The sequence below is a fragment of the Mesorhizobium sp. C372A genome (genome assembly GCF_030323245.1).
In the GTDB taxonomy this organism is placed as follows: Bacteria; Pseudomonadota; Alphaproteobacteria; order Rhizobiales; family Rhizobiaceae; genus Mesorhizobium.
The window spans coordinates 1,459,422-1,478,969 of sequence record NZ_CP100475.1; the positions used below are offsets into that span (position 1 = coordinate 1,459,422).

A 19,548-nucleotide genomic window follows, 5' to 3' on the forward strand; every position below is an offset into this window, starting at 1 on the left:
TCCAGGAGACTTCGTGAGTGTCCCAAGCCCTTCTGCCTCGATTGTGGGGCCCGCAAGGCAATCAATGTGGATCCTGAACTTTGCCGAGGAGAAGGTCCGGGCTTCACCAGATTAGCGACCGGTCGATTTCGCTAATGCTCGCCCGGCCGGTTAGCGCCATTGCCATCTCGAAGTCCCGGCGAAGCAGGTTGACGCAATGGGCTACGCCCTCGGCACCATCCGTTGCCAGTGCGTAGACATAGGGGCGGCCAATCATGACTGCGCTTGCCCCCAGGGCAATCGCCTTCAAAACGTCGGTGCCACGCCTCACGCCGCCGTCGAGGATGATGGGAATCCGCCCGGCCACCCGCTTCGCGATGGCGGGCAGGGCGTCGATGGTCGCCGGCAGGGTGTCGAGGTTACGCGAACCGTGGTTCGAGACGACTATGGCATCGGCACCGGTTCCGATCGCCTGCTCGGCGTCGTCAGGATCGAGAATGCCCTTCAGGATAAGCGGCAGGGTTGTCAGCGAACGCAGCCAGGCAATATCCGCCCAGGTTGGCATGGCCCGCCGCTGCGCCGTGCCAACTTTGAGCACGCCGGTGTTCCGGTCCTTGAAGTATGGCGTTGCGAGGCTGTCGGGAATTTTGAATCCTGCCCGGAACTGCCTGCGGCGATCGCCTGGCGTTGGCATGTCGACCGTCACGCTGATCGCCTTTGCGCCCAGGGCCGCCATGCGCGATACGAGTTCGCCATTGAAATCGCGATCGCTTTGCCAATAGAGCAGGAACCAGACTGGAGACTGGCTCGCCGCCGCGCAATCCTCGATCGTCGCAGTCGCCGTAGTACCCAGAGTGAACACCGCTTTCGCCACACCGGCGCCGCGCGCGGCAGCCACTTCGCCTTCCGGATGCGCCAGCCGCTGATAGGCTATCGGGGCCAGAATGATCGGATGCGGCAGGCTCTGCCCGAAAACCGTGATCCCGGTCTCAAGTGTTGTCAGATCGCGCAGCACGCGCGGCCTTAGCCTGATACGGTCGAATGCGGCTTCATTGTCACGCTTGGTGATTTCATCGCCTGCACCAGCGGCAATGAACTCGTAAACCGCGTGGGGCAATAGCTCCCGCGCCGCCGGTTCAAAGTCCGCCAGGCAGAGAAACCGGGTTTCGATTTCAAGGGGCATGGACCATTCCGATCAGTATTTCAGAAAAAGTCGGCTATTCGATCGGGAACATTCGTGCAAATTGCCGCTGGCCGCAAGGCGGCGCCACAGCGCGCAAGGCAGCGAGTTCCAATCAACGCAGGTTCCGGGACATCGTGCGTATTTGTTTGCCCCTGTTTCTCCTCTCCATAAGACATCGGAATCGCGAAAGGTGCCCGCCAGGGCGGCGTGAAATCAGGACTGTTTCGTCATTTTCGCGGCCAACCGCGACTTAGCGGTGCTTCCCGCTCATTCCCGCTGGTTGGGCGCTGCTTTACAGACAGTTCGGATTACGACGCAGATGTGGGCTCTAGCAGGTGACTCGGGACCTTCTGCTTCAGCGCCAATGTCTCCCGAAACCGGACAGTCCCCTCACGGCCCCAAACAAGACGTTCGGCACGCCAACTACCATGCAACTGGCACTTTCGATCCGAACTGACATAGAGCGGCTAGGGAGCGCCACGCCGATTGGCAGCGCCTGTCAGGCTCGGCGAGAACCTCATTCACTGGGGAGGAATATCGACAATCCGGCAGGGGTCGAGCACAATAGACATCACGCCATTCGGGATATCCACGTTATATTCTCCGACCTCACCCGAGATAACGATTCCCGGTCGAATAGCCGAGACCAGCCGCAGACGCGCCATACTCTCTTCGTCATCCACCGACACTCGACAGAAAAACCCCTTTCCGGGCGTCAAAGCAGTTCCAACTTCGGCAGCAAGTTGGACGAGCCAGGATGATGTCTCCTCGGTATAGTCAGCGACGAAGGCCGTCATTTGAGACACCCCGCGCTGTCTCAGCTTTTCTTCGGCTTCCCTAGCAGTCAACGGATTGGTTAGAAGCAATGCGTGTTCAAAAAAGAGTTCTCGCATATCGTTATACGGTGGCAACTTTTGATCAACCTGACTTTTAGCCGGGTTCGACAAGTTTGTGTCGGCTTGTGCCATGGTGCCTGTAGCGTTGCTCTGTTCGGCCTCTGCCAATTGCACACGAGATGAAATGCTCACCGGATCTAGCGTGACAATCAAATCATTGCCCGCAAGCTCTGGCGACTTTGCGACGAAATCGGCATACGGCGCGCATTTTAATACCGCACGTACGGCTGAGGCGGGCAAAGCCTCGTCCGCCCTGGTTGACGCCAATCCCGCGGTAATTTCAGTTGGCCTTCCATCAAGCTCTCCGGTCGGCAGCAAGCGCATGCTGACGGATGCCGGTCTTTTCGCATCCGCAGGAAGAGTCCAGCAACTAACGATGCTGGAACCGAGGTCGTCCAAGACCTGTCTGTCGATCTCGGCTTTGGGTTTGGATGGCTGGTGACCAACCCTTGCCGCAGACGCAGACGGAGACGGAGACGGAGACGGAGACGGAGTCTGCGCACTTGTTAGAAAGGCAAGCTTAGGAGCGATGGTTTCTGGCGAAGCCATGAAGGAGACGCCCAGCGAGATAAGCCAGATCCAGATGTATTTTTGCGCCGACCTGTTTATCACCGCTGCGCGCCTGAGGAAGTAGATGAGAGGCGTCAGGAGTACGAAGCCAACCATCATTGTGTCAGACTTAGCCAACCCGGTCTTGACCAGTTCACCACGGTCGCGAAGGGCAAGGACGAGAGTGGCCAGAGTCGCTCCGATATAGACGGCTGCCAAGGCCCCACCAGCGAGATTGCCGGTCGCGAACCAAGCCGCGAGTTCGAGCACCGTGATGAGCAGAGGCGAGCCAGCAAGCAGATATGCGTAAATCTCCGAAGGCTCCGGATGCACAAACTTTGCGGTCGGGCTCCTGATCGTCGGAGCTAGCTGCGGAGGTTCTACAAGCTGCGGCAGAGGTGGCGCCGACAGACCATCGCTGAAAAGGCGCGTTTGATTGGCGACTTTCCATTCCGTACCAAACTCCGCCGTCCAGACGCGAGTTTCCGGATCCACTTCGCCAGCAGCAATGATGCGTGCCAACTCGGACTCGTCTACCGGCCCGATGGATTTTCCGTCCCGCTCGTAGAACCAAAGCGACATGTTAGTTCTCCGTGAAATCAAGGATGTTGCGCAGCTGTGCCGTGATGGAGCGCGCCGAGACTTGGAATTGCCGGCGGACGGCCGGTGCCGTAGAGCGGGAATGTCGAGTATACTCCGTGGTGAAATACTCGACAAGGCGCTGCTCTCTCGTTCATGACAATACGAGAGGTGCTGGCCTTCAACTTGAAGGCACTGAGAGGCGAGCTAGGGCTTTCGCAGGAGGAGCTTGCTCATAGGGCGGAACTCGACAGAACCTATGTGAGCTCGTTGGAGCGGAACGTCTACAGCGCTTCAATCGACGTGGTTGATCGACTGGCCAATGCGTTAAACGTGGACGCTTCGGACCTTTTGAAACGACCGAAGACAAAGAAATGATGTCCTAGCCACTGAGTGCTGCGCGTCGTCTTAATTCATGGCGGCCCACGCAAAAAATGGCGTCGTGCGGGATGATGTGCTGTCGTCCTTTGGGCCTTGGCCGCTCGTGGGCCATGCGGCATGCATCGAGCGAGATCCGTGCATAGCCGCTGCTATCGAAGAGGACGAGAGAGCGGTGGCTGATACGGCGGACGACCGTCCAATGGTTGAGCGAGCCGAAGACTGACAACAATACGGCCTGACCTGGTTGTCCAACCCAATCGCCGATACGACGCAATAGCTCGTCAAAACAGGGCCGTTCGTCTCGGCCGAGCATAGATTTGGCTCGGATGGTCAGACCGTGTTCGGTCGCCAGATGCAGAATTGCGGCCTTCAGCAAATATCTTAGAGGCTGTGTATCGATACCGTTCGACGCGGCGTGAGCCGCCCCTACAGACCGATCAACCGATTCCAGCAGTGCGACAAAAAGATCTTGCCAGTCGCGTTGGCGCAGAAGATTCGCTTGAACGCCAAGCGCCAGTCGAACCGCGTTTACGACAGCGTAAACCCCACAGAGGCCATCGAGCTCGCCCTGGCGAAAGGGCAGCGGTGCGTGATGTGACATCAGGCCTCCTCCCTCCCAGGCTTCGCGGGTCGGAGGGGAAGTCGACTACAGTGGTGTCGGAGCGGGCACCAATGGATTTCGCAGGGGAGAGTGTCACCAATGTTGTTCCCATTGCAGACGGATAGTTCGTCCGCGGCGCAGAAACGCCAGACCGCATGCTGCAGCGCTCGTGGCGAGATGGAGAGGGTCGGCTCGTCAGCTATTTTTGCTGCGAGGTCGCGCAAGATAAACTCACAGCCGACAGCGCTGTAGCAGCGTTGCCCATAGAGGTGATCGCCTTCATAGGCTGACAAAATGCCAGTCCGGTGCAGAAAGTTATGCACCAGCGAGTCGACTACGACAACTGATGCGCCGACGGCGTGCCATCGTTGGCGATCGGGTCCAGCGTTGAGGAGGATTTGTGAGAGCATCATGCCGGCAAGCTTGCGTGAGACACCAACGACTTGCGTGAAAGCCGCTAGAAGCTCCTCTCGCCCGGCAGAGACCGGGTCTTCGCTGGTGTTGGTCACATCGAGCAAGCGGTCGATGAAGGCGACCAGATCGCTGCGGCATTCGTCGCGGATGAACAGGTAGAGCGAGAAAGCTTGCTCGTTAAGAACACCCTTCCTCAATGCAAGCTTCGGCACAGGGCACGTGGCCAGGCTGTCGGGATTAGCGCAGGTCTGAATTGCCTTGCGATAACGGCAACCGCGATAGCTATCAAAGTCAGCCAGCTTCGGGCAGAGTTCCTGCTCGCTGGAACGCCCCTCCCTGCTGAGCGCATCGGTGACGCCGTACCATTCGGCGTTGCCGTGCTTTTCGATATAAGCGCGGGCGTGTGAGTCTCGGATCCCCTGGTAGCTAAAACCGTCAATCAGTGATCGGTACAGCCATGAGGTATCGGAACTGGCAATCGCCTCTGACGCATCTGAGGATTGGTCGAGCGCCAATGGATCAATGCCATGATGTTTTGACTGGGCTGGCAGAGTGACCAGCGCTGCCATCATCGCTCGGGCGTCATCAATTGTTTTCACCATCGTCATGTGCCTCTCAATATTCATCGGCGCGCATGACGGTCATGACGCGAGAGGTGACGTTTCGGTCGGAGGCATCGGGTGAAAGAAACTGCCGTTTCAGGTCGTAATAGTCGATTTTCCAAATGATTTTGACGCCATCGACGGTCATGACGGCACAGTCATGCTCGCCGTTGGGATCGTTCTCAGGCGTGAAAGCATCGAAGGCGGCGATTGCGGCGATGGTCTTCGTTACGGCCGATGCGCCAAGGCCGGCGATACCAGCGGTAATGACAATTGTTCCGCCAAGGCGTCGGATCCTAAGGTCGTCGTTGAGTTGACGGATTTTGACTAGGTTTTCATCGAGCATTCCGCGGATCATTTCGATATCAGCCGGTGACATTCCGTTGTCGTTCTTGGTCATGAGTTTTTCCTTTTTCAGCACGAGCGCAGGCGACCCGGCAGCGTTCGCTGGCCGAGGCAAAACCAACTGAAGGTTGAGGTGGCTAGAGGAGACGCATCAGCTTGCGTTGGGCGGTAGCGTCGCCGTCGATGTAGCCTTGGGTCGTGTTGAGCGACTTATGGCCGGCGAGCTGTTGGACGTCGCGCAACGAGCCGCCGGCCTTGTGCGCCTTCGACGAGCTTCCCCGCAGAAGCTTGGCGCATGATTAGGCTTTGGGTGAAGTAACCGCCACGCTGCGCCGCGAAACGTTGAACGATGGCATCTTTGGCCAATCGCGCCACGATAGTGTCAAGCGCTCGCTAGCAGGGTCTGCCGCAAGGACAACTGCCTCCCACCAGCCGTCATCCCGACCCACGGTAGCCAGCACCGTCGAGCCGACGCTGATTGTTGACCACAGATCCGGTTGCGTCGCCGGCGCAGTTGCAGGAGCATGGTCGGCGACGCTGTTAGCATCGGCTGGACGCAACTCGTGTTCCGTGCCGATCAGTGCCGCGAATTTCTGGTATACTTCGTGCTTCACGAACGCACAGACGACCTTGCCCGCCGATGATACGCGACCGGCCGGTATTTCGTTCGCGAGCAACAGCAACTCGTCGGCCGTCGGCATCACAACGGCCAGCCCCTGCGCATGAGCCGCAGTGACGCCGGCGTCTATGGTATCGACTGCGAATGTGCAGGCCCGAGGTTTGCCTTCAGCACCACCATCAAGAACAACAACGCACTTCTCCATTTCCTCAACCTCCATTATGTGCACAATCGCATTCACAAATAGAACATAGCATGAACAAGCTTCAAAAGTCAAATAGATAAAGTAAAGAACCATGAAACGGGTTAGTATGACGATTCTATTCTTGCATTATAGATAGGTTTAAACGCGTGGTTTTGTGATTGCGTTTTTTGATGAAACTTGATCTACCTTCTTACGCAAAATCGGACGTGATATTTCTAGCTGGCTCGGCAAAGGGTAGGAAAACTGCTGTGGCCGTGACGCCCAAGTTTCGGCTTCAATGGCACCCCCCGGCCCATAGCCATAGGCTACCGCCGAACCCGACCACATCATTGTGCGTTAGTAGCATGAGGCCAACGGCTTATTCTGATCAACGGGAAGCCGCCGGCGTCGCTAATCCCCTGATAGGAAAAACCATCCATCAGGACGCGGAACAATGCGCGCGTATCCTCGGCCTCAATCGCACCGGATATCTCGGGGGATGTCATCAGCGCTACCGAGTCGACCCCTCGGTCTCTGTACCAGCAATCAAGGCTAGCAGGGCGCTGGCGATCCCGACGGCCTCTCCAATTGTGTGAACCATCCTGCCTAACTCAATGCTCGTCAGCGAGCATGACGGTCATCACGCGCGATGTGACGTTGAGGTCTGCGGCGTTTGGCGAGTGATAGGTTCGAGTGAGGTCGTAGTAATCGATCTTCCAGATAATCTTTACGCCATCCACGGTCATGACCGCGCAGTCATGCTCCGCGTACGGGTCGTTGTCCTGGGTGAAGCCATCGAAGTTGGTGTATCGCCGCCATGATCTGGTTGACGGCTGCGGGACCAAGGCCAGCAATTCCCGGCGTGATGACGATCGTACCGCCGATCCTGTGGATGCGGAGGTCGTCATTCAGCTTGCGGATCATCGACGCATTCGCTTCGAACATGTTGTTGATGTCGTCGATATCGGCTTGGTCGAGGTGTGGTGTTTCAGACTCTGTCATTTCCGTTCTCCAGGGTTTGGACGTGCAAAATCGCCCGCTGGCGAGGATCCGGCGGGGTGAGCAAGTTGCGTGTGCGGTTTGCTAGAGGAGCAGCATCAACTTGCGTTGAGCGGTCGCGTCGCCATCGATGTATGACTGCGTCGTGTTCAGAGACTTATGACCAGCGAGTTGCTGGACGTCACGAATTGAGCCGCCGGCTTTGTGGATGAGCCGGGCGGCAGATGTGATGAAGGTACGCCGGCCCGAATGCGATGAGCAGCCTTCGAGACCAAGGTCGCTGTACACGCGAGCGAACCAATTGACGATTGTCTTGGCGCTCATTCGGCAACGCCGCTCGGAGACAACAACCGAGCCACGGACGTCGGCCGTGCGAACAAGCTGCTTGAGTGCTTGCGCAAGTTCCGGGTGCATAGGGATACGCCGTCCGCTGCCCTTCTTCGCTGCCCAAGCTGGGAGTTCAATCGACGGTGCAACCCTGTCAGTTGCAGTGAGTACCATCGACCAATCGAGTGACGCTATCTCGCAGGCTCGCAAGCCTGCTCTAAAACTCAATAAAACGATTACTCGGTTTCTCTGCGGCAGCCGACTTCGTTTGCTCCACGCCAATAGCGCGCGCAACTCCGAAGGCCGCAGCAATTTCGCTGGTTGGCCTCTCATATTATTTCCTATGTTTGTGGTGATTTGTGTCGAACCGTCACGCCGCAGCGCGTAGTTACCACACGAAAATCATAACACAGCCCTTAAACAAATGCAAGCTAGGGTTGCTTTTATGCACTCTCTGATTGCATTCGCTTACGTCACGCCTTTCTGCAGTAGGCCGGTGTCGGCGGCCCTTTGCCATTCGGAGTCAGATCGATTCTGGCGGAGAATACGGCGGCCACCTTATGGTGCGAACGGCATGCTGTTGGGCGCTCGGGCCTCTGGCGTTTCAACTTCAACCGCCTCTGAAGATAACTGTCGTCACAGAAATCATCTCGTCTCGAAATGGTTGCGTGGCCGCGTAAGGACATAAGTGCGTCGGCTTCGGAAACTCCGAACGTAAAAATGGGGATGTTGGAATTTCTCCGCACTCAAAAATGAGGATCTTTAAAAGATCCCCATTTTCATGAATTTGACGTCAAAAATCCTGACCAAGCCTTTAGCCTTTAGATTTGAAAAATGGGGATCTTAAACATCCCCATTTTTCTGGCACAGCTGCGAAATTTCGCTTCCGTAAAACACTAATTCGATTTGCGATGAAAGTCGCCGGGCTGGTTGTCTTCACCCGGAAACGCTTCGCTCCATAGGACTTCAGGTCACGCGCATTTCAACGCGCGTGAATTGGTAGGCTTTTGTCAATGAGGATCACGACCATGACCAACCGTTTCCAGATTCTCCCACGAAATACGCAGGATGAAATTGATGCTTTCGGCGATATGATCGCCATGCACATCGACGAAGGATGGGTTCCTTTCCTTCTGACACTGATGTTCCGACACATCAGTGGAAGTGAAGCCCACCGGTTTTCCGTGATGATGGATGAAACCAGACGCGCTTACTCAATCCACGCGAAGCGGGTTGGTCGTCATTTCCGGTCAGATGAAAGCCGCGCAAAAATGCCGAGGTGGTTCATTCTTCCTGACTTCCCGATCTTCAAATACGAAAAACAATCGCTTAAGGCGTCGTCGATCAACGATGGGCAGCATGTTCAGGGTATCTATCTTCTGCATGATGACAATCGGCTTAAGAGAAGCCCTACGTATGAGTTCTGGGATGAACGTCATCGTTACATCTGGCCCGACCGCCCGTTGAGCATCATCGATGCCAAGCTAATCGACAAAACGCCACGTGACGCGGTCGACTACATCTGCAAGGCTCTGAAGACGGGAAGAGCGGACCGCGATCAGCTCCTCATTTTTCCGGACGACCGCTAGTGCGGGATTTCAAAAAGATCGTCTTTGGCGATCGAGGTGAGGCTTTTTTCATCGCGATCGTCTTATCCGGTGGCTCGCTTGAGCGGCCACTCGACTTTTGCAATTTGACGCTCGGTTTTTTCACTGGTTTCGTTGGGGAAGGATCGGCGCGCTTTCTCAACCCCTTTCTTTCTAACCAACTGAAAATCTCCCGAGGATGTACCTTACGGCTGTATGCCAGCACCATTGCTTTTGCCCAAGCGCTGATGGTTTGGACGGGGCGTTTATCAGTTATGGCGAGCAGGTAGTGGAAAAGCGACGTATCAGTCCGCTGCCGGCGGCCAAGTTTTTCTGCGCAGTACCGGGCCAAGCTGTCGGCCGAGTTCGATCCATAGGCGCCCCAAGCGACCCGATAGATCTTCGACATCTGGCAATATTTGGCTCTGTTGCCACCGTGAGACTGACACAGCTTAACCGCTACCTTCAGGTCCCTCACGACCCCTCGCCAGTCAGCATCGCTCGGTTGTGCCGGATTTTGCGCCAAGATATGCACCTCGCCTGTTTCCACGTTTAGGTCCACCCAACGCGGCTCACGAAGATTCGAACTGAAGGCGAATTCCTGTGCTCTTCTGTTCTGCGTAGAACTTGAGTCCATCTTCGCTTCTAGGATTCGGCAGCATTGTAAGCTTGGCCAACTCCGGCCTCAGCGCGTTCGTTACACGCAGGATTCGGTAGTGAGACCGGTTTTCGGCGCGACAAACCTCAGCCTTTGCGATCTCTGTCGATCCGAGTTCGATCATGTCCAGATACCCAGAATCTGCCGTAGAGGTGGCTTTCACCTCGAAATACCAGGTTGCCCGACCACTCTGAATCTCGAAGTCGTACCCAAGATAATCGTCTCCGTGCTCTCCGCAGGCATGGAACCGATACTCCGACTTCCAGCACGCATGATCAACGATTCGCTTGCGACCGAACTTCGCCTTCAACCAAGCAAATGCGATGGCTTCCCCGAAGTAACCGATCACTTTCTTTTCCTCCTCTGTCATTCGGGTCGTTGAATTTCCATACCCGCCACCGCCACCTCCTCCGCCTCCCCCGCTTCCACTTGCATAAGTCGGAAATACGCCTCGGCTCGTACTCGAACTTGAGTTAAGCAGTGCCTTGTTGCTCTCTGCAAGTTGCGAGATGCTGTCCGTGATCGAGGCCAGGGTGGTCTGGCCAACTATGAAATCTCCACCTGAATAGCCGAGTGTGCGTGGCGGGTTCAGACGAAGTTCGCGCGAATTGCGCTCCGCCGTCTTCAAGGCCTCGATATCGTCTTGCGTCAAACCATGTTCCGCCAATGTCAGCGACCTCGGCCAACTGACAGGCCATAGACCGTCTTTGGCCAGCCACTCCAGAAGAGCTGCCTCGCCCAGCGGGTCGAAGTCGATCCAGCCTCCTCCGCTCGCAGCGGCCATAATTCGCCCTTCTAGCCCATCGGGATCGCGCCAAAAGTTCGCTCCCAAGGCATCCGCACCCAGCCGCTTGACGACAACGAGGCGCGCCATAGGCGCCAGAGCCTTCATTGCCTTCTGGTTCTTCTCCCGCACGACCTCAAGCGAAGCGCTGTGTTCCGGCAACTCGACCAGTGTATCGATCCCGGCTTTGCCAAGCCATTCCGTCAACCAGGACGTCCACTCCGCATGAGTGCTGCGCAGAAGATTGAGCCCCACATCGGCAGGGATGGCAGGCGGCGGCATGTTCCTGACCAAGAGGTAGTCAGCCAGATTCCCAGCCTGGAAACGCGTTATGTGTGCGTTCCGCAGGCTTTCGCGAACCCTTGCCTGCTGACGCACGTAGTGGCTCGTGAACCCTTCTTGATGATGGGTCGTTCGATCGATAATCTGATATGGAGGCCCTAGCTCACGTAGCACCCTGTTCAACGCAGCAAGATCGACGTCCAGATCGAGCGCAGCGGACTCCACCGAACCGCTGCGGAAGGCCTCGATCAAACGCGCGCCAGGGACATGGCTGCCCGCCAGCCCGTCCAGGGCCGATGCCATATCGACTTCCGTACTCCACTGATGGTCGGCCAGAGCATCCAGAACTGGGGCGTCTCCCCAAAGGGCCATGAATGGGCGAGCGACTCGCACCAAGATGCCCATGATCGAACGCGAATCCTGCATCGACGAAACGACGTCTTCCAGTGAAAGGCCCAACGCGTCGGCAAGCCCGTGACTGCTCAGGCCCAAACCAGTCTGCGCCATTCGAGAGGCAGTCGCGAAGAAAGCGTCGCTTGCCAATGACCTCGAGGCCACTGCCTCGCCTAGCCCGGAAGCCAGCACCATGAGCTCTTTATCCGTCCCCTTGGCTGATCGCGGCGCGAGCAAGGTGTCGCCGCCACCCGGTGAACTCACAAGAACTGCCGAATGCTGAAATGACGTGATATCGAGCAGATGGTTGCCCAGCTGCAATCTCAGTTCATCGACCCAGCGGATTCTCAGGGCGGCCAGCTTGCCCACGATCGCGTCACCGCCGGCCGATACGAATCTACACTTGTAGCGGACCGTGAGCAGAACGAAGCTGCGCAAATCGCCTGAGATTTCGTTCTCTATTAACGGGTCCGAGGCGTCGAACTTGAACGCTTCCTCCGGCGTCCTGTAGACCATCTCCATCTCGGACATGAGTTGAAGCCGGTCCGGCAGCCGTGAGCTCAAGTAGCTCGCTACTTCCTTGGCCTTGGCCAATGGGGGCTCGAAAATGACCACGCCACGAGCGGCTCTGGACAGCGCGGTGACCATAGTGCGGTCGTCCGCGTCGGCGACGTAGATGGGACGTATCTCAGTGCGGGGGTCGAATGCAATCACTTCGCCGTCCACCCTCGCCAGCAGACGGAGGCCGGCCGGCAGGTCCCGTCCCAGATCGGCCTTCGCCCAGGCATCCTGTGTGAGCGACCACAACCTGTCGCCCGGCAGAGCGGAAGACGTGAGCCATTCGCCGGCCTGCACGAGCAGCGGCCATGCTGAACCGGCTTGGCCGAGGATCGAGAGGCCTAGTTCAACGAGCACCTCGCGAGCTATGTCCGATCGTTCGATGATGGTTTTAACGCGATGTGTGACCAATGGAGCTTGGGTCGGGGGCGTCTCATTCGGGGAAGGGAGCCATGCTTCGCTTAGTCTCTGCATACCGCCACCGATTATCGGCACCCAATGCTCGGACGTGAGGAATGCAGCAGCAGGCGAGGGCCATGATCGGCTGTTGGGAGCGCCTGGATGGCCTGGCCTATACACGGTCATGGAGACGAGATGCGGAAACTCCTCGAGCATACGAACGATCTGGACCGCGTAGGCGTCGCCCGCCACTTTACTTATCTCCGCGTAATCGGCTTGGCCCGGAAGACGCAGGGCGTCTCGCGCCGTAAATTCGGTATTGGGGTTTACCAAGACCTCCTGTCGGCTGAGCTGTCCGCCCCAGGCGTTCTTCTGGTCACGGGAAACAGCGATGTTTCGCGAGCTCAGCGCCGACGCCAGATAATGCCCTGTCGTCCGAACTGGTTGACCTCCGATGGCCAGAACTGGACGCAAGTGATCCCTCACGCCGGCATGCCTTAAGAACTTGATCCACGCGTCGCGTTTGCCGGCGGGAACTTGCCAATCGCTATAAGGCACTAGCCGAAATGCGCTCAACTCGCGGAGCTCATCTGAAATGGGCGCGGCCTTCTCGAATAGTTCATCCAATTCGTCGGAGCGGGTCCCGGGCCAATGTCCAAAGAAGGTTTCCGACGCTCGATGCCACCCTGCTCGTGTAGGCAAGCGCAAATTGATCTCAGTCGCGTCTGCTAGCCCGTGCCCATCCATGGTGCAGATTGTCAAAATGGCATTGAGGGCTTCCCAGCGGGCTTGTTCCGGATCCTTCGCTTGACCTGGGTCAGCAATAACACCGGACATAACCCGAAGTATTTCTCTGCGGTCGTAGTCCCGTACGAGGTTGGCTCCTGTAAGGAATTTTCGACCCGGATCGGCGCCGTCAACGACGCATGCGAGATTGCTGTGGAGGTAGGTCATTCGTCGCTGGACGGCCACCGGGAGAACGAGAGGCTCGGCGTTCGCGCGCAACGCGGGCAGAAAGACCGTCGATAGCCGACGGCGAACCTTTTGGGTCTCGCTGGATGCGGTCCCCTCCGCGGCAGCCAATTCGCCTCTGTCGGTCAGGAGAATGGAACGCCCTTGAAGCCGAGCACCGGCCCCTGGGAGCAGTTCTGGAAGAGCTGCGTAGAAGCGGTCCCACATGGAGATAGGACTGTTTCTGCTATGCAGGTCATGCGCCACGGCGACAACGACATCGGCTTTTTGTTCTGCCGTGACGGAGAGGGGCGATGTCACGCCAACGAACTTCTTGAGTGCGAGGATTCGACCCGCGCCCAATTTAGTATCTATCAAGGGGAAAGTTGCGACCCCTGCCACGCGCTTCGCGTTGAAGAAACCACCGCTGTCCCATGCACGAACGGATTGCAAGTTGGACCATCCCGGACCGTCCCGGTGGGTCTCGGAAGGGATGAGCTCTTCTCCACCGTCCAGCAATGTCTGTCGAATCACGCTGGCCTGAGGTCCAGTCCACAGCAACAAATCAGCGACGACGTGGCGCGCCTGCTCGTCCGCCAGAGCCTCTTTAGCGAAATTCGCGGCGTCCAGCGCCAATGAGCGACATTGGGACAGAAGATAAGGATTGAGCGTCCCACCTTCCTCGACGTTCTTGCGCTCGATGGTGGCGAAGAACGGAGCATCCAGGTGGCCGGACAAGGGAGCTTCGACATCCTTGCCCATTGGCAGAAAAGTGTAGAGCCTTCCTTTGATAGGCTCCCCCGATGCCGCCACCGCCAACGACACCACCGCGTCGCCACGCCAGTCCGTCCAGCTTTCTGGCAGGGACTCAGTGGCGACGTCTGCGTCGATGATCTCGCGAACATCGGCCTCTTTTAACCTGCGTCGCGCGACAATGTACGATTTGTCGCCGCAGGTGACCTGCTGCAACGTTGTTCCGTCCTTGTGGAACAAGTCCTTCACATCCCGGCCAAGGTCGTGGATTTTTCCGCCGACCTCGATCTTCAACGCCGAGATGCGGTCGAGGAACAGCTGAACGTCGGGATTCCCGGCGGCGAGGTCGTTCAACTGATTCTCAACTGCGGCGCGGGCGTCAGCGTTCTTCAATGGCAGTCTGAGGACGGTGGCATAGCCCTCATCGCCAAACAAGCGCACTGCCTCCGGCGGCTCTTCCAGAGGAGTTGCTAGATAGAGTTGCGGCATGCTGTCTGCAACGACCTGCGTGCGGTCTGCCAAACCCTCTCGCTCGAGAAACGCCCGCAAGTTGATGTCATCAGCGAAAGCGAAGCAGAAGCCGTCGAACGTAGGGGATTGCGTTGGCAGAGATCGGGAATAAACCTCCGGATGCGAGCAGATCTGGAATACGCTCAGGAAGCCGACGCCCTTGTTTCCGATGGCCTCATTCACCGCCTTCGTCGTGCGCGTCGGGCTACAGAGTGCAGTGAAGTTGTCGTCCGTGAAGCCAAAGCCGTCGTTGGCCGCATACAGAGTGCCGTGCGCGCCCTCTTCAGCTAGCCGAAAGCGAATCCGACCGGCGACCTCGTCGACTGCATGAGCATCGTGGGCGTTCTGAAGCAATTCCAGAACTGATCGGTTCCTGTAGGACACCGATACCGTCGTGCAAAGGCGTCTGAGATCAGAATAAACGTGGACGTCCTTTGGAGATTGCAGAAAATGCCGGATTCGTTCGAGCGTTGCTGTTCGGATCGCTTCCGCAGGCTCGACGTCCCTCGTTTTGAGCGGCTGGTCCATGATTCCCCATTTATTGTTAGCCGCGTCGATCGTCACTGAAAGCAGATCTCAAGTAGTCGAACCGAGCCCAACTCCGCGCAGCAGCATACATATTCTGCATTCTTTCTGTATGATGTTTTTCCAGGCGTCCACCCGTGGTTTTCAATTAGGCCGTTCGCCGGCTAATGCGACTGCGATTTCACCTCCGCGTATAGAAAGCACACGAACCGCGAGTGGTCCTATATCGGACTTTAGAGGCGGTCGCCGGACGAAGGCCATCCAAACATTTTGCTGCAGAGACGACTGTAGGATCGCCAATGCGTGTGCCAGCTCAGCAAGACCGTCCCAAGCGCGTCGCTTTTAGTGGCGGCTGTGAGATAGAGGCCCCCCAGGGTGGCGGCAGGTCCTAGAGCCGTGGATTGATGGAGAAAGCTTTCGCCGTTGTCGATACGCGCTCGACCGAACAACGGCGACGATCATGTAATCCGCCAACACGCATTACACGGAGCCGCGGCTCAAGTTTTTGCCGCAGGCTATCGGCGTCATAGTCTCTTTGGGCTGGCTCCCGACGACGGGCACCTTCACGTCGTGGAAGAGGGGCATAACAAGCTCGTGCCGGCGAGCGATCTCGATTAAAAAGCCGTTCGCGACCGTCGTCCTAGCGCTCAGCCAATATCTTCGCTCGCGATGCGAGGCACGTGTTCACCGAGCAGATTTTCCAACCAGGCAATCCGGCCGCCGCGATCGCTGCAGTTCGTGAAGAACGCACGCTGCTTTGCCCGAGTGAGCGCCACGAAGAATGATTTCATCTCCTCTGGCCGGTTAGGGGTTAGGCTCCACCAGCTGTTACTATCGAGGCCGAAGAAGATGATCGTATGGAACTCCATACCTTTGCTTTTGTGGATGGTCATCAGCGGCACCTGGTTCTGCCCCTCGAAGCGGTCGAGGGCATCGCTCCAGGTTTCGGCGTCGTCGAGGCACTCGGAAAGCAGACGTTCAAAACCTTCCACCACGCGAGCGAAGTCGGCATTGCGTGTGTACGATGGTGTCGCGCGCCTTATAACGGTCTCGCCTATTTCCTCGATGAGGATAGCGACAGCGCCTGCCGCACTGCCAGCCTCCGGATTGTGGGAGGCAATATAGCCCCTGATCGATTTTACGAGGGTTTCGGTGCGCGCTGCCGATCGCTGAAGTCCGAGTTCGTCGTCGAGAGATATCGCTTCAAGCCTTCGCAGCTGCTCTTGTGCAGACGCCCATGCCTCGGGGTTTCGCTTCTCGGCTCCGAGCCTAAGCAGCGGTAGGAGAATCTCAGACAGCTCTTCGGCGAGCAAGTCCTGGATCGCGATCGAGCCGACGTTTCGCGCGACGTTTCGAAGAGGGACACCGAGTTCGGCGAGTGCAGGTCCTAACGCTTTCTCCAAACGTTCAGGGTGGTTTCGCACGAGGACTGCCAGTTCGTGCGCCGGAATACCGTCATCCACCTGTTCGGATATCCAGCCGGCGAGGCCTTCGATTTCTCCCTCTTCGCTCCCGAAATCCCAGATTGCGCAAACATCGCCATCGACCGCTTTCTCCCCGCGTGCGACCGCGTGCTCGACATTAGGGTCGATGCTTTGCGCTACAATATGTTGAATTGCCACGAGATCTGTATGTGAGCGCCAGTTCAAGAGTAGCGAAATAAGTCTTGCATCGAATTGCTGCGTGAACACTTCAAAGCCGTTCGGCATCGCTCCCGCCCACCCCATAATGCGCTGCTTGTCGTCTCCCACCGCGGTAAAAGTGTTGTGGTCTTTGTCGAAGGCGGAGGTAAGTAGCTCGAACTGAGCACCCTGCGTGTCCTGGAACTCATCGAGAAAGATGATCGGGTATGTCATCCGGATCGCGGCGTGGATCCGGCGGTTTGCGCGCACCAGATACTCTGCGAGCCGGTTTATCATTGCAAACGTCAGATAGGCTGTCGGTCGCCCATGTAGCTGATCGTTCCAGTATCCGTCGAACGCGGCTTGACGATCCGCCGCCACAACTTGGTTAGGGTCGCCGATGCGAACATCGGCGATGATTCGAGATAGTTGCTGAGCGTTGATGTTGTGAAGCCCGGCGCGCTGTAGAAAGTCGTTCAAGGCGTCGTTGGTCGGGAAGCCTATTTCATAATCCGCCGGCGGTCTGTACTGGGCTGGCACTGCCATACGAAACTGATCGACAAGCCCTTTGGCGAAGGCGTCGAATGTCAGCGACACAAACCGCCGTGCTTGTCCCTCGGGGCACCGTTTCCGCACGCGGGCCGAAAGCGTTTCCGCGGCGTCGCGTTTGAAGCTGATCGCGAGGATTCGTTTGGGCGCTGGGCAGAGTCCGGTCTGCAGGAGGTAAGACGCTTTTTGCGCCAGAAACTCTGTCTTGCCAGCGCCGGCACCGGCCGTGACGCAGACGCTATTGCCGGTTTCCCGAAGTGCTTCCCAGGCACGATCCTCAAGCTCTTCAATGCCTTGAGGCACCCAGTCTTCCGGACGAACGAGGCTCATTTACTAACCCTACGCTTCACGTAGGCTACGAGGCTTTTCAACTCTGCCGGCGCAGAGCTTGCAAGGTCTCCCGGCTCGATCTCGCTCAATGCGCGAAGGTGTGCTTCGGGCTTACTTTCGCTGAGGAACAGATAGGGATACCAAATGAAGCCAGCGTCCCACCCGTGATCGTAAAGGTCTGGATTTCCCTCCGTCTTCAGTGTGACTTTCTTCTTATCTGCAAGGGCGATCGCACCTGTCTTCGGGCCACGGCCGCCCGGTCTCGGTTTCCGGTAGGCACCGGGGAACATCTGCTGCATCGCGAAATCGATATCGAGCGGGGATGAGAAGAACACGCCTTCTAGTCTCAGCGCCATGAGCCAAGGATGATCCTGATCCTGGTCAAGGAGTTCCTGGTCGTCGATCTCATCAATCGCATCCGGATCGATTTCCTCATCGACGACAAGTTTGTTGGTGCTGAGGTCGTTGTCGATAACGGCGAGCTGCTCGACGACGTACTGCACGGTTTTCGCCCCTCCGTGCTGCCGTCCGGCATCGAGGTCGAGAAGCGTGGCATAGGGAATCTCGATATCCGACAGGAGGCGCCAGAAGTGAGCGACGAAACGCCCTGCCAAGGGCACGATCGGAACGAACGAGCGGTCGAGCGGGAAGTCCGATGCTTCCGCAATAGCCGGAAGCACTATCGCTTCCGACTCTCCCTCAGCCAGCACGACGAACCGCGCAAAGTAGAGCTCGGGGTAGGCACGCACTGCCAGACGCACATACCTGCGAGCTTCGGTGCCTTCCTCCGGAAGGGTAAGGATTTTCACCGAAGACACGCGGGTCTCCGCGTCTAGGCGAGCGTATCGCACCTCTTCAGGTTCTACCCGGCCAAGAATGCTGGCGCTGTGACTGGAGAGGATCACCTGCGCCTCGGTAGCGCCGCCGATGTCACGTGCCTGGCGCATGATGCGGGACAGAAAGAACGGCGAGAGGGAGTTTTCCGGCTCTTCAATCGCAAGGATCGTCAGATACGTTCGGCGGAGTTTCTCCTGATCGAATACGCTGTCCGCCGCGGCCCCCTGCAGGGCATCGCGTTCGATCTCCAGTGTCGCCGCAGTCAGCGCGATATGGAAGAGAGAGCGTTGTCCGTCGCTGAGATCTTCAAGGCGGCGCTCCCGCCCGGCCTCGTCGGGAAAGAATACAAACTCCGCGCGCCGAACGAGCTCTTCGAGCCTGGCCTCGATTAGTCTGAGCTTCGGCGTCGTGTCCGTGTCTCCCGTATAGACCTCTGACCATCGGGTTTCGATCCGTTCGAGGATAAACTCCGTGACCTCTTCGGTATCGAATTCGTTTTGAAGTGCGCCTGCCGATGTCTCGGCCTGGTCGATCATCTGTTGAGACCATTTGGCGGCGCGCCACAGACGTCCTTTGAGCAGGTTCGTGACCTGATCGGCTGCATTGCGGTTGGCGGGGACATAGATGAGCTGGATGTAGTTTCGCTCGACGGCCTGTACCGCCTGGCACTCGTCCCATTCGAAATCGTCGTCCGTTGCGCGCACCCACCGGAACGCTTCTTCGATCGTTCCTTCGGGCGTGCCGTCGTCGATCCACTTCGCTTCGAGGCGCATACGGACTTTTAGCGGCTCTTCTTCTCCGCTCGTGGCCATCTGATTGAAAACTTCGGGGATCGCATCCGTATCCACATCGTCTTCTTCCAACTCCGGGAAGCCAAGCAAGCAGTCGATGACCATCACGGTTTCCGACTCGAGCTTCTCGCCGTCCTTGGGCACATGGAAGTCGGATTTCCGGATCGTCCGTTGAGCGCTTGATGTACCGAACGTCTTTTGGATTGCGGCGAAAATCGCCGTCTTGCCGGACCCATTATTTCCGACGAATGCCGTAACAGCCTCTTCGAAGGTGAGCGTCACTCCCTCCGGCCCAAAGCATCGGAAGTTGTGGATAGTCAGCTGCTCTATTTTCATAAATTGCCCCTCGCCTTCGGTATCGA

15 protein-coding genes are annotated in these 19,548 nt (G+C 57.5%); 2 read left to right on the plus strand and 13 right to left on the minus strand.

Going from position 1 to position 19,548, the window contains the following annotated elements:
* Positions 1-103 precede the first annotated feature (103 nt).
* Together NLY42_RS06710 and tolA are read right to left on the minus strand one after the other, a co-directional pair.
* Positions 104-1,162, minus strand: a complete 1,059-nt coding sequence (locus NLY42_RS06710) for an alpha-hydroxy acid oxidase (RefSeq protein ID WP_023755388.1) — start codon at positions 1,160-1,162, stop codon at positions 104-106.
* Positions 1,163-1,683: 521 nt separating this feature from the next.
* Positions 1,684-3,189, minus strand: coding sequence for a cell envelope integrity protein TolA (tolA, locus tag NLY42_RS06715; RefSeq protein ID WP_023755387.1), 1,506 nt, complete (start codon positions 3,187-3,189; stop codon positions 1,684-1,686).
* A 153-nt stretch (positions 3,190-3,342) separates the two neighbouring features.
* Here tolA and NLY42_RS06720 point away from each other — a divergent pair, with 153 nt between their 5' ends.
* Positions 3,343-3,564 (plus strand): helix-turn-helix domain-containing protein, encoded by a 222-nt coding sequence (locus NLY42_RS06720; RefSeq protein WP_023734908.1) that lies wholly within the window; start codon positions 3,343-3,345, stop codon positions 3,562-3,564.
* 4 nt (positions 3,565-3,568) lie between these two features.
* On the opposite strand, the gene NLY42_RS06725 is transcribed toward NLY42_RS06720, so the two are convergent.
* The 7 genes from NLY42_RS06725 to NLY42_RS06755 all read right to left on the minus strand — a co-directional run bounded on the left by NLY42_RS06725 (position 3,569) and on the right by NLY42_RS06755 (position 7,991).
* Positions 3,569-4,168 (minus strand): hypothetical protein, encoded by a 600-nt coding sequence (locus NLY42_RS06725; protein WP_031244738.1) that lies wholly within the window; start codon positions 4,166-4,168, stop codon positions 3,569-3,571.
* A complete protein-coding gene (locus tag NLY42_RS06730; RefSeq protein WP_050591133.1) occupies positions 4,168-5,190 on the minus strand; it encodes a hypothetical protein in 1,023 nt (340 codons plus the stop codon). The genes NLY42_RS06725 and NLY42_RS06730 overlap by 1 nt, the downstream gene beginning before the upstream one ends.
* Before the next feature lie 7 nt (positions 5,191-5,197).
* Positions 5,198-5,584: a DUF3768 domain-containing protein gene (locus tag NLY42_RS06735; protein ID WP_245263574.1), complete on the minus strand. Its 387-nt coding sequence runs from the start codon at positions 5,582-5,584 to the stop codon at positions 5,198-5,200.
* Positions 5,585-5,828: 244 nt separating this feature from the next.
* Positions 5,829-6,446 carry a hypothetical protein gene (locus NLY42_RS06740; RefSeq protein ID WP_031244741.1) on the minus strand — a complete coding sequence of 206 codons (618 nt, stop codon included), beginning with the start codon at positions 6,444-6,446 and terminating at the stop codon, positions 5,829-5,831.
* 497 nt (positions 6,447-6,943) lie between these two features.
* Positions 6,944-7,186 (minus strand): DUF3768 domain-containing protein, encoded by a 243-nt coding sequence (locus NLY42_RS06745; RefSeq protein ID WP_245271311.1) that lies wholly within the window; start codon positions 7,184-7,186, stop codon positions 6,944-6,946.
* The gene (locus NLY42_RS06750) at positions 7,089-7,334 is read right to left on the minus strand and encodes a hypothetical protein (protein WP_050591132.1); all 246 of its coding nucleotides are present in this window, start codon (positions 7,332-7,334) and stop codon (positions 7,089-7,091) included. Before NLY42_RS06750 ends, NLY42_RS06745 begins: the two co-directional genes overlap by 98 nt.
* Before the next feature lie 81 nt (positions 7,335-7,415).
* Positions 7,416-7,991, minus strand: coding sequence for a tyrosine-type recombinase/integrase (locus tag NLY42_RS06755; protein ID WP_023755382.1), 576 nt, complete (start codon positions 7,989-7,991; stop codon positions 7,416-7,418).
* Positions 7,992-8,686: 695 nt separating this feature from the next.
* On the opposite strand from NLY42_RS06755, the gene NLY42_RS06760 reads away from it, so the two are divergent.
* Positions 8,687-9,247 carry a hypothetical protein gene (locus NLY42_RS06760; RefSeq protein ID WP_031244743.1) on the plus strand — a complete coding sequence of 187 codons (561 nt, stop codon included), beginning with the start codon at positions 8,687-8,689 and terminating at the stop codon, positions 9,245-9,247.
* Here the strand turns inward: NLY42_RS06760 and NLY42_RS06765 are convergent.
* The 4 genes from NLY42_RS06765 to NLY42_RS06780 all read right to left on the minus strand — a co-directional run bounded on the left by NLY42_RS06765 (position 9,225) and on the right by NLY42_RS06780 (position 19,522).
* Entirely contained in the window at positions 9,225-9,794 is a 570-nt protein-coding gene (locus NLY42_RS06765; RefSeq protein WP_156933823.1) for a hypothetical protein, read from the minus strand. The genes NLY42_RS06760 and NLY42_RS06765 overlap by 23 nt on opposite strands.
* 22 nt (positions 9,795-9,816) lie before the next feature.
* Positions 9,817-15,096 (minus strand): sacsin N-terminal ATP-binding-like domain-containing protein, encoded by a 5,280-nt coding sequence (locus NLY42_RS06770; RefSeq protein ID WP_023755379.1) that lies wholly within the window; start codon positions 15,094-15,096, stop codon positions 9,817-9,819.
* A gap of 608 nt (positions 15,097-15,704) precedes the next feature.
* The gene (locus tag NLY42_RS06775; protein WP_023755377.1) at positions 15,705-17,558 is read right to left on the minus strand and encodes a UvrD-helicase domain-containing protein; all 1,854 of its coding nucleotides are present in this window, start codon (positions 17,556-17,558) and stop codon (positions 15,705-15,707) included.
* Positions 17,555-19,522, minus strand: coding sequence for an ATP-dependent nuclease (locus NLY42_RS06780; RefSeq protein WP_023755376.1), 1,968 nt, complete (start codon positions 19,520-19,522; stop codon positions 17,555-17,557). Before NLY42_RS06780 ends, NLY42_RS06775 begins: the two co-directional genes overlap by 4 nt.
* Between the last annotated feature and the right edge of the window lie 26 nt (positions 19,523-19,548).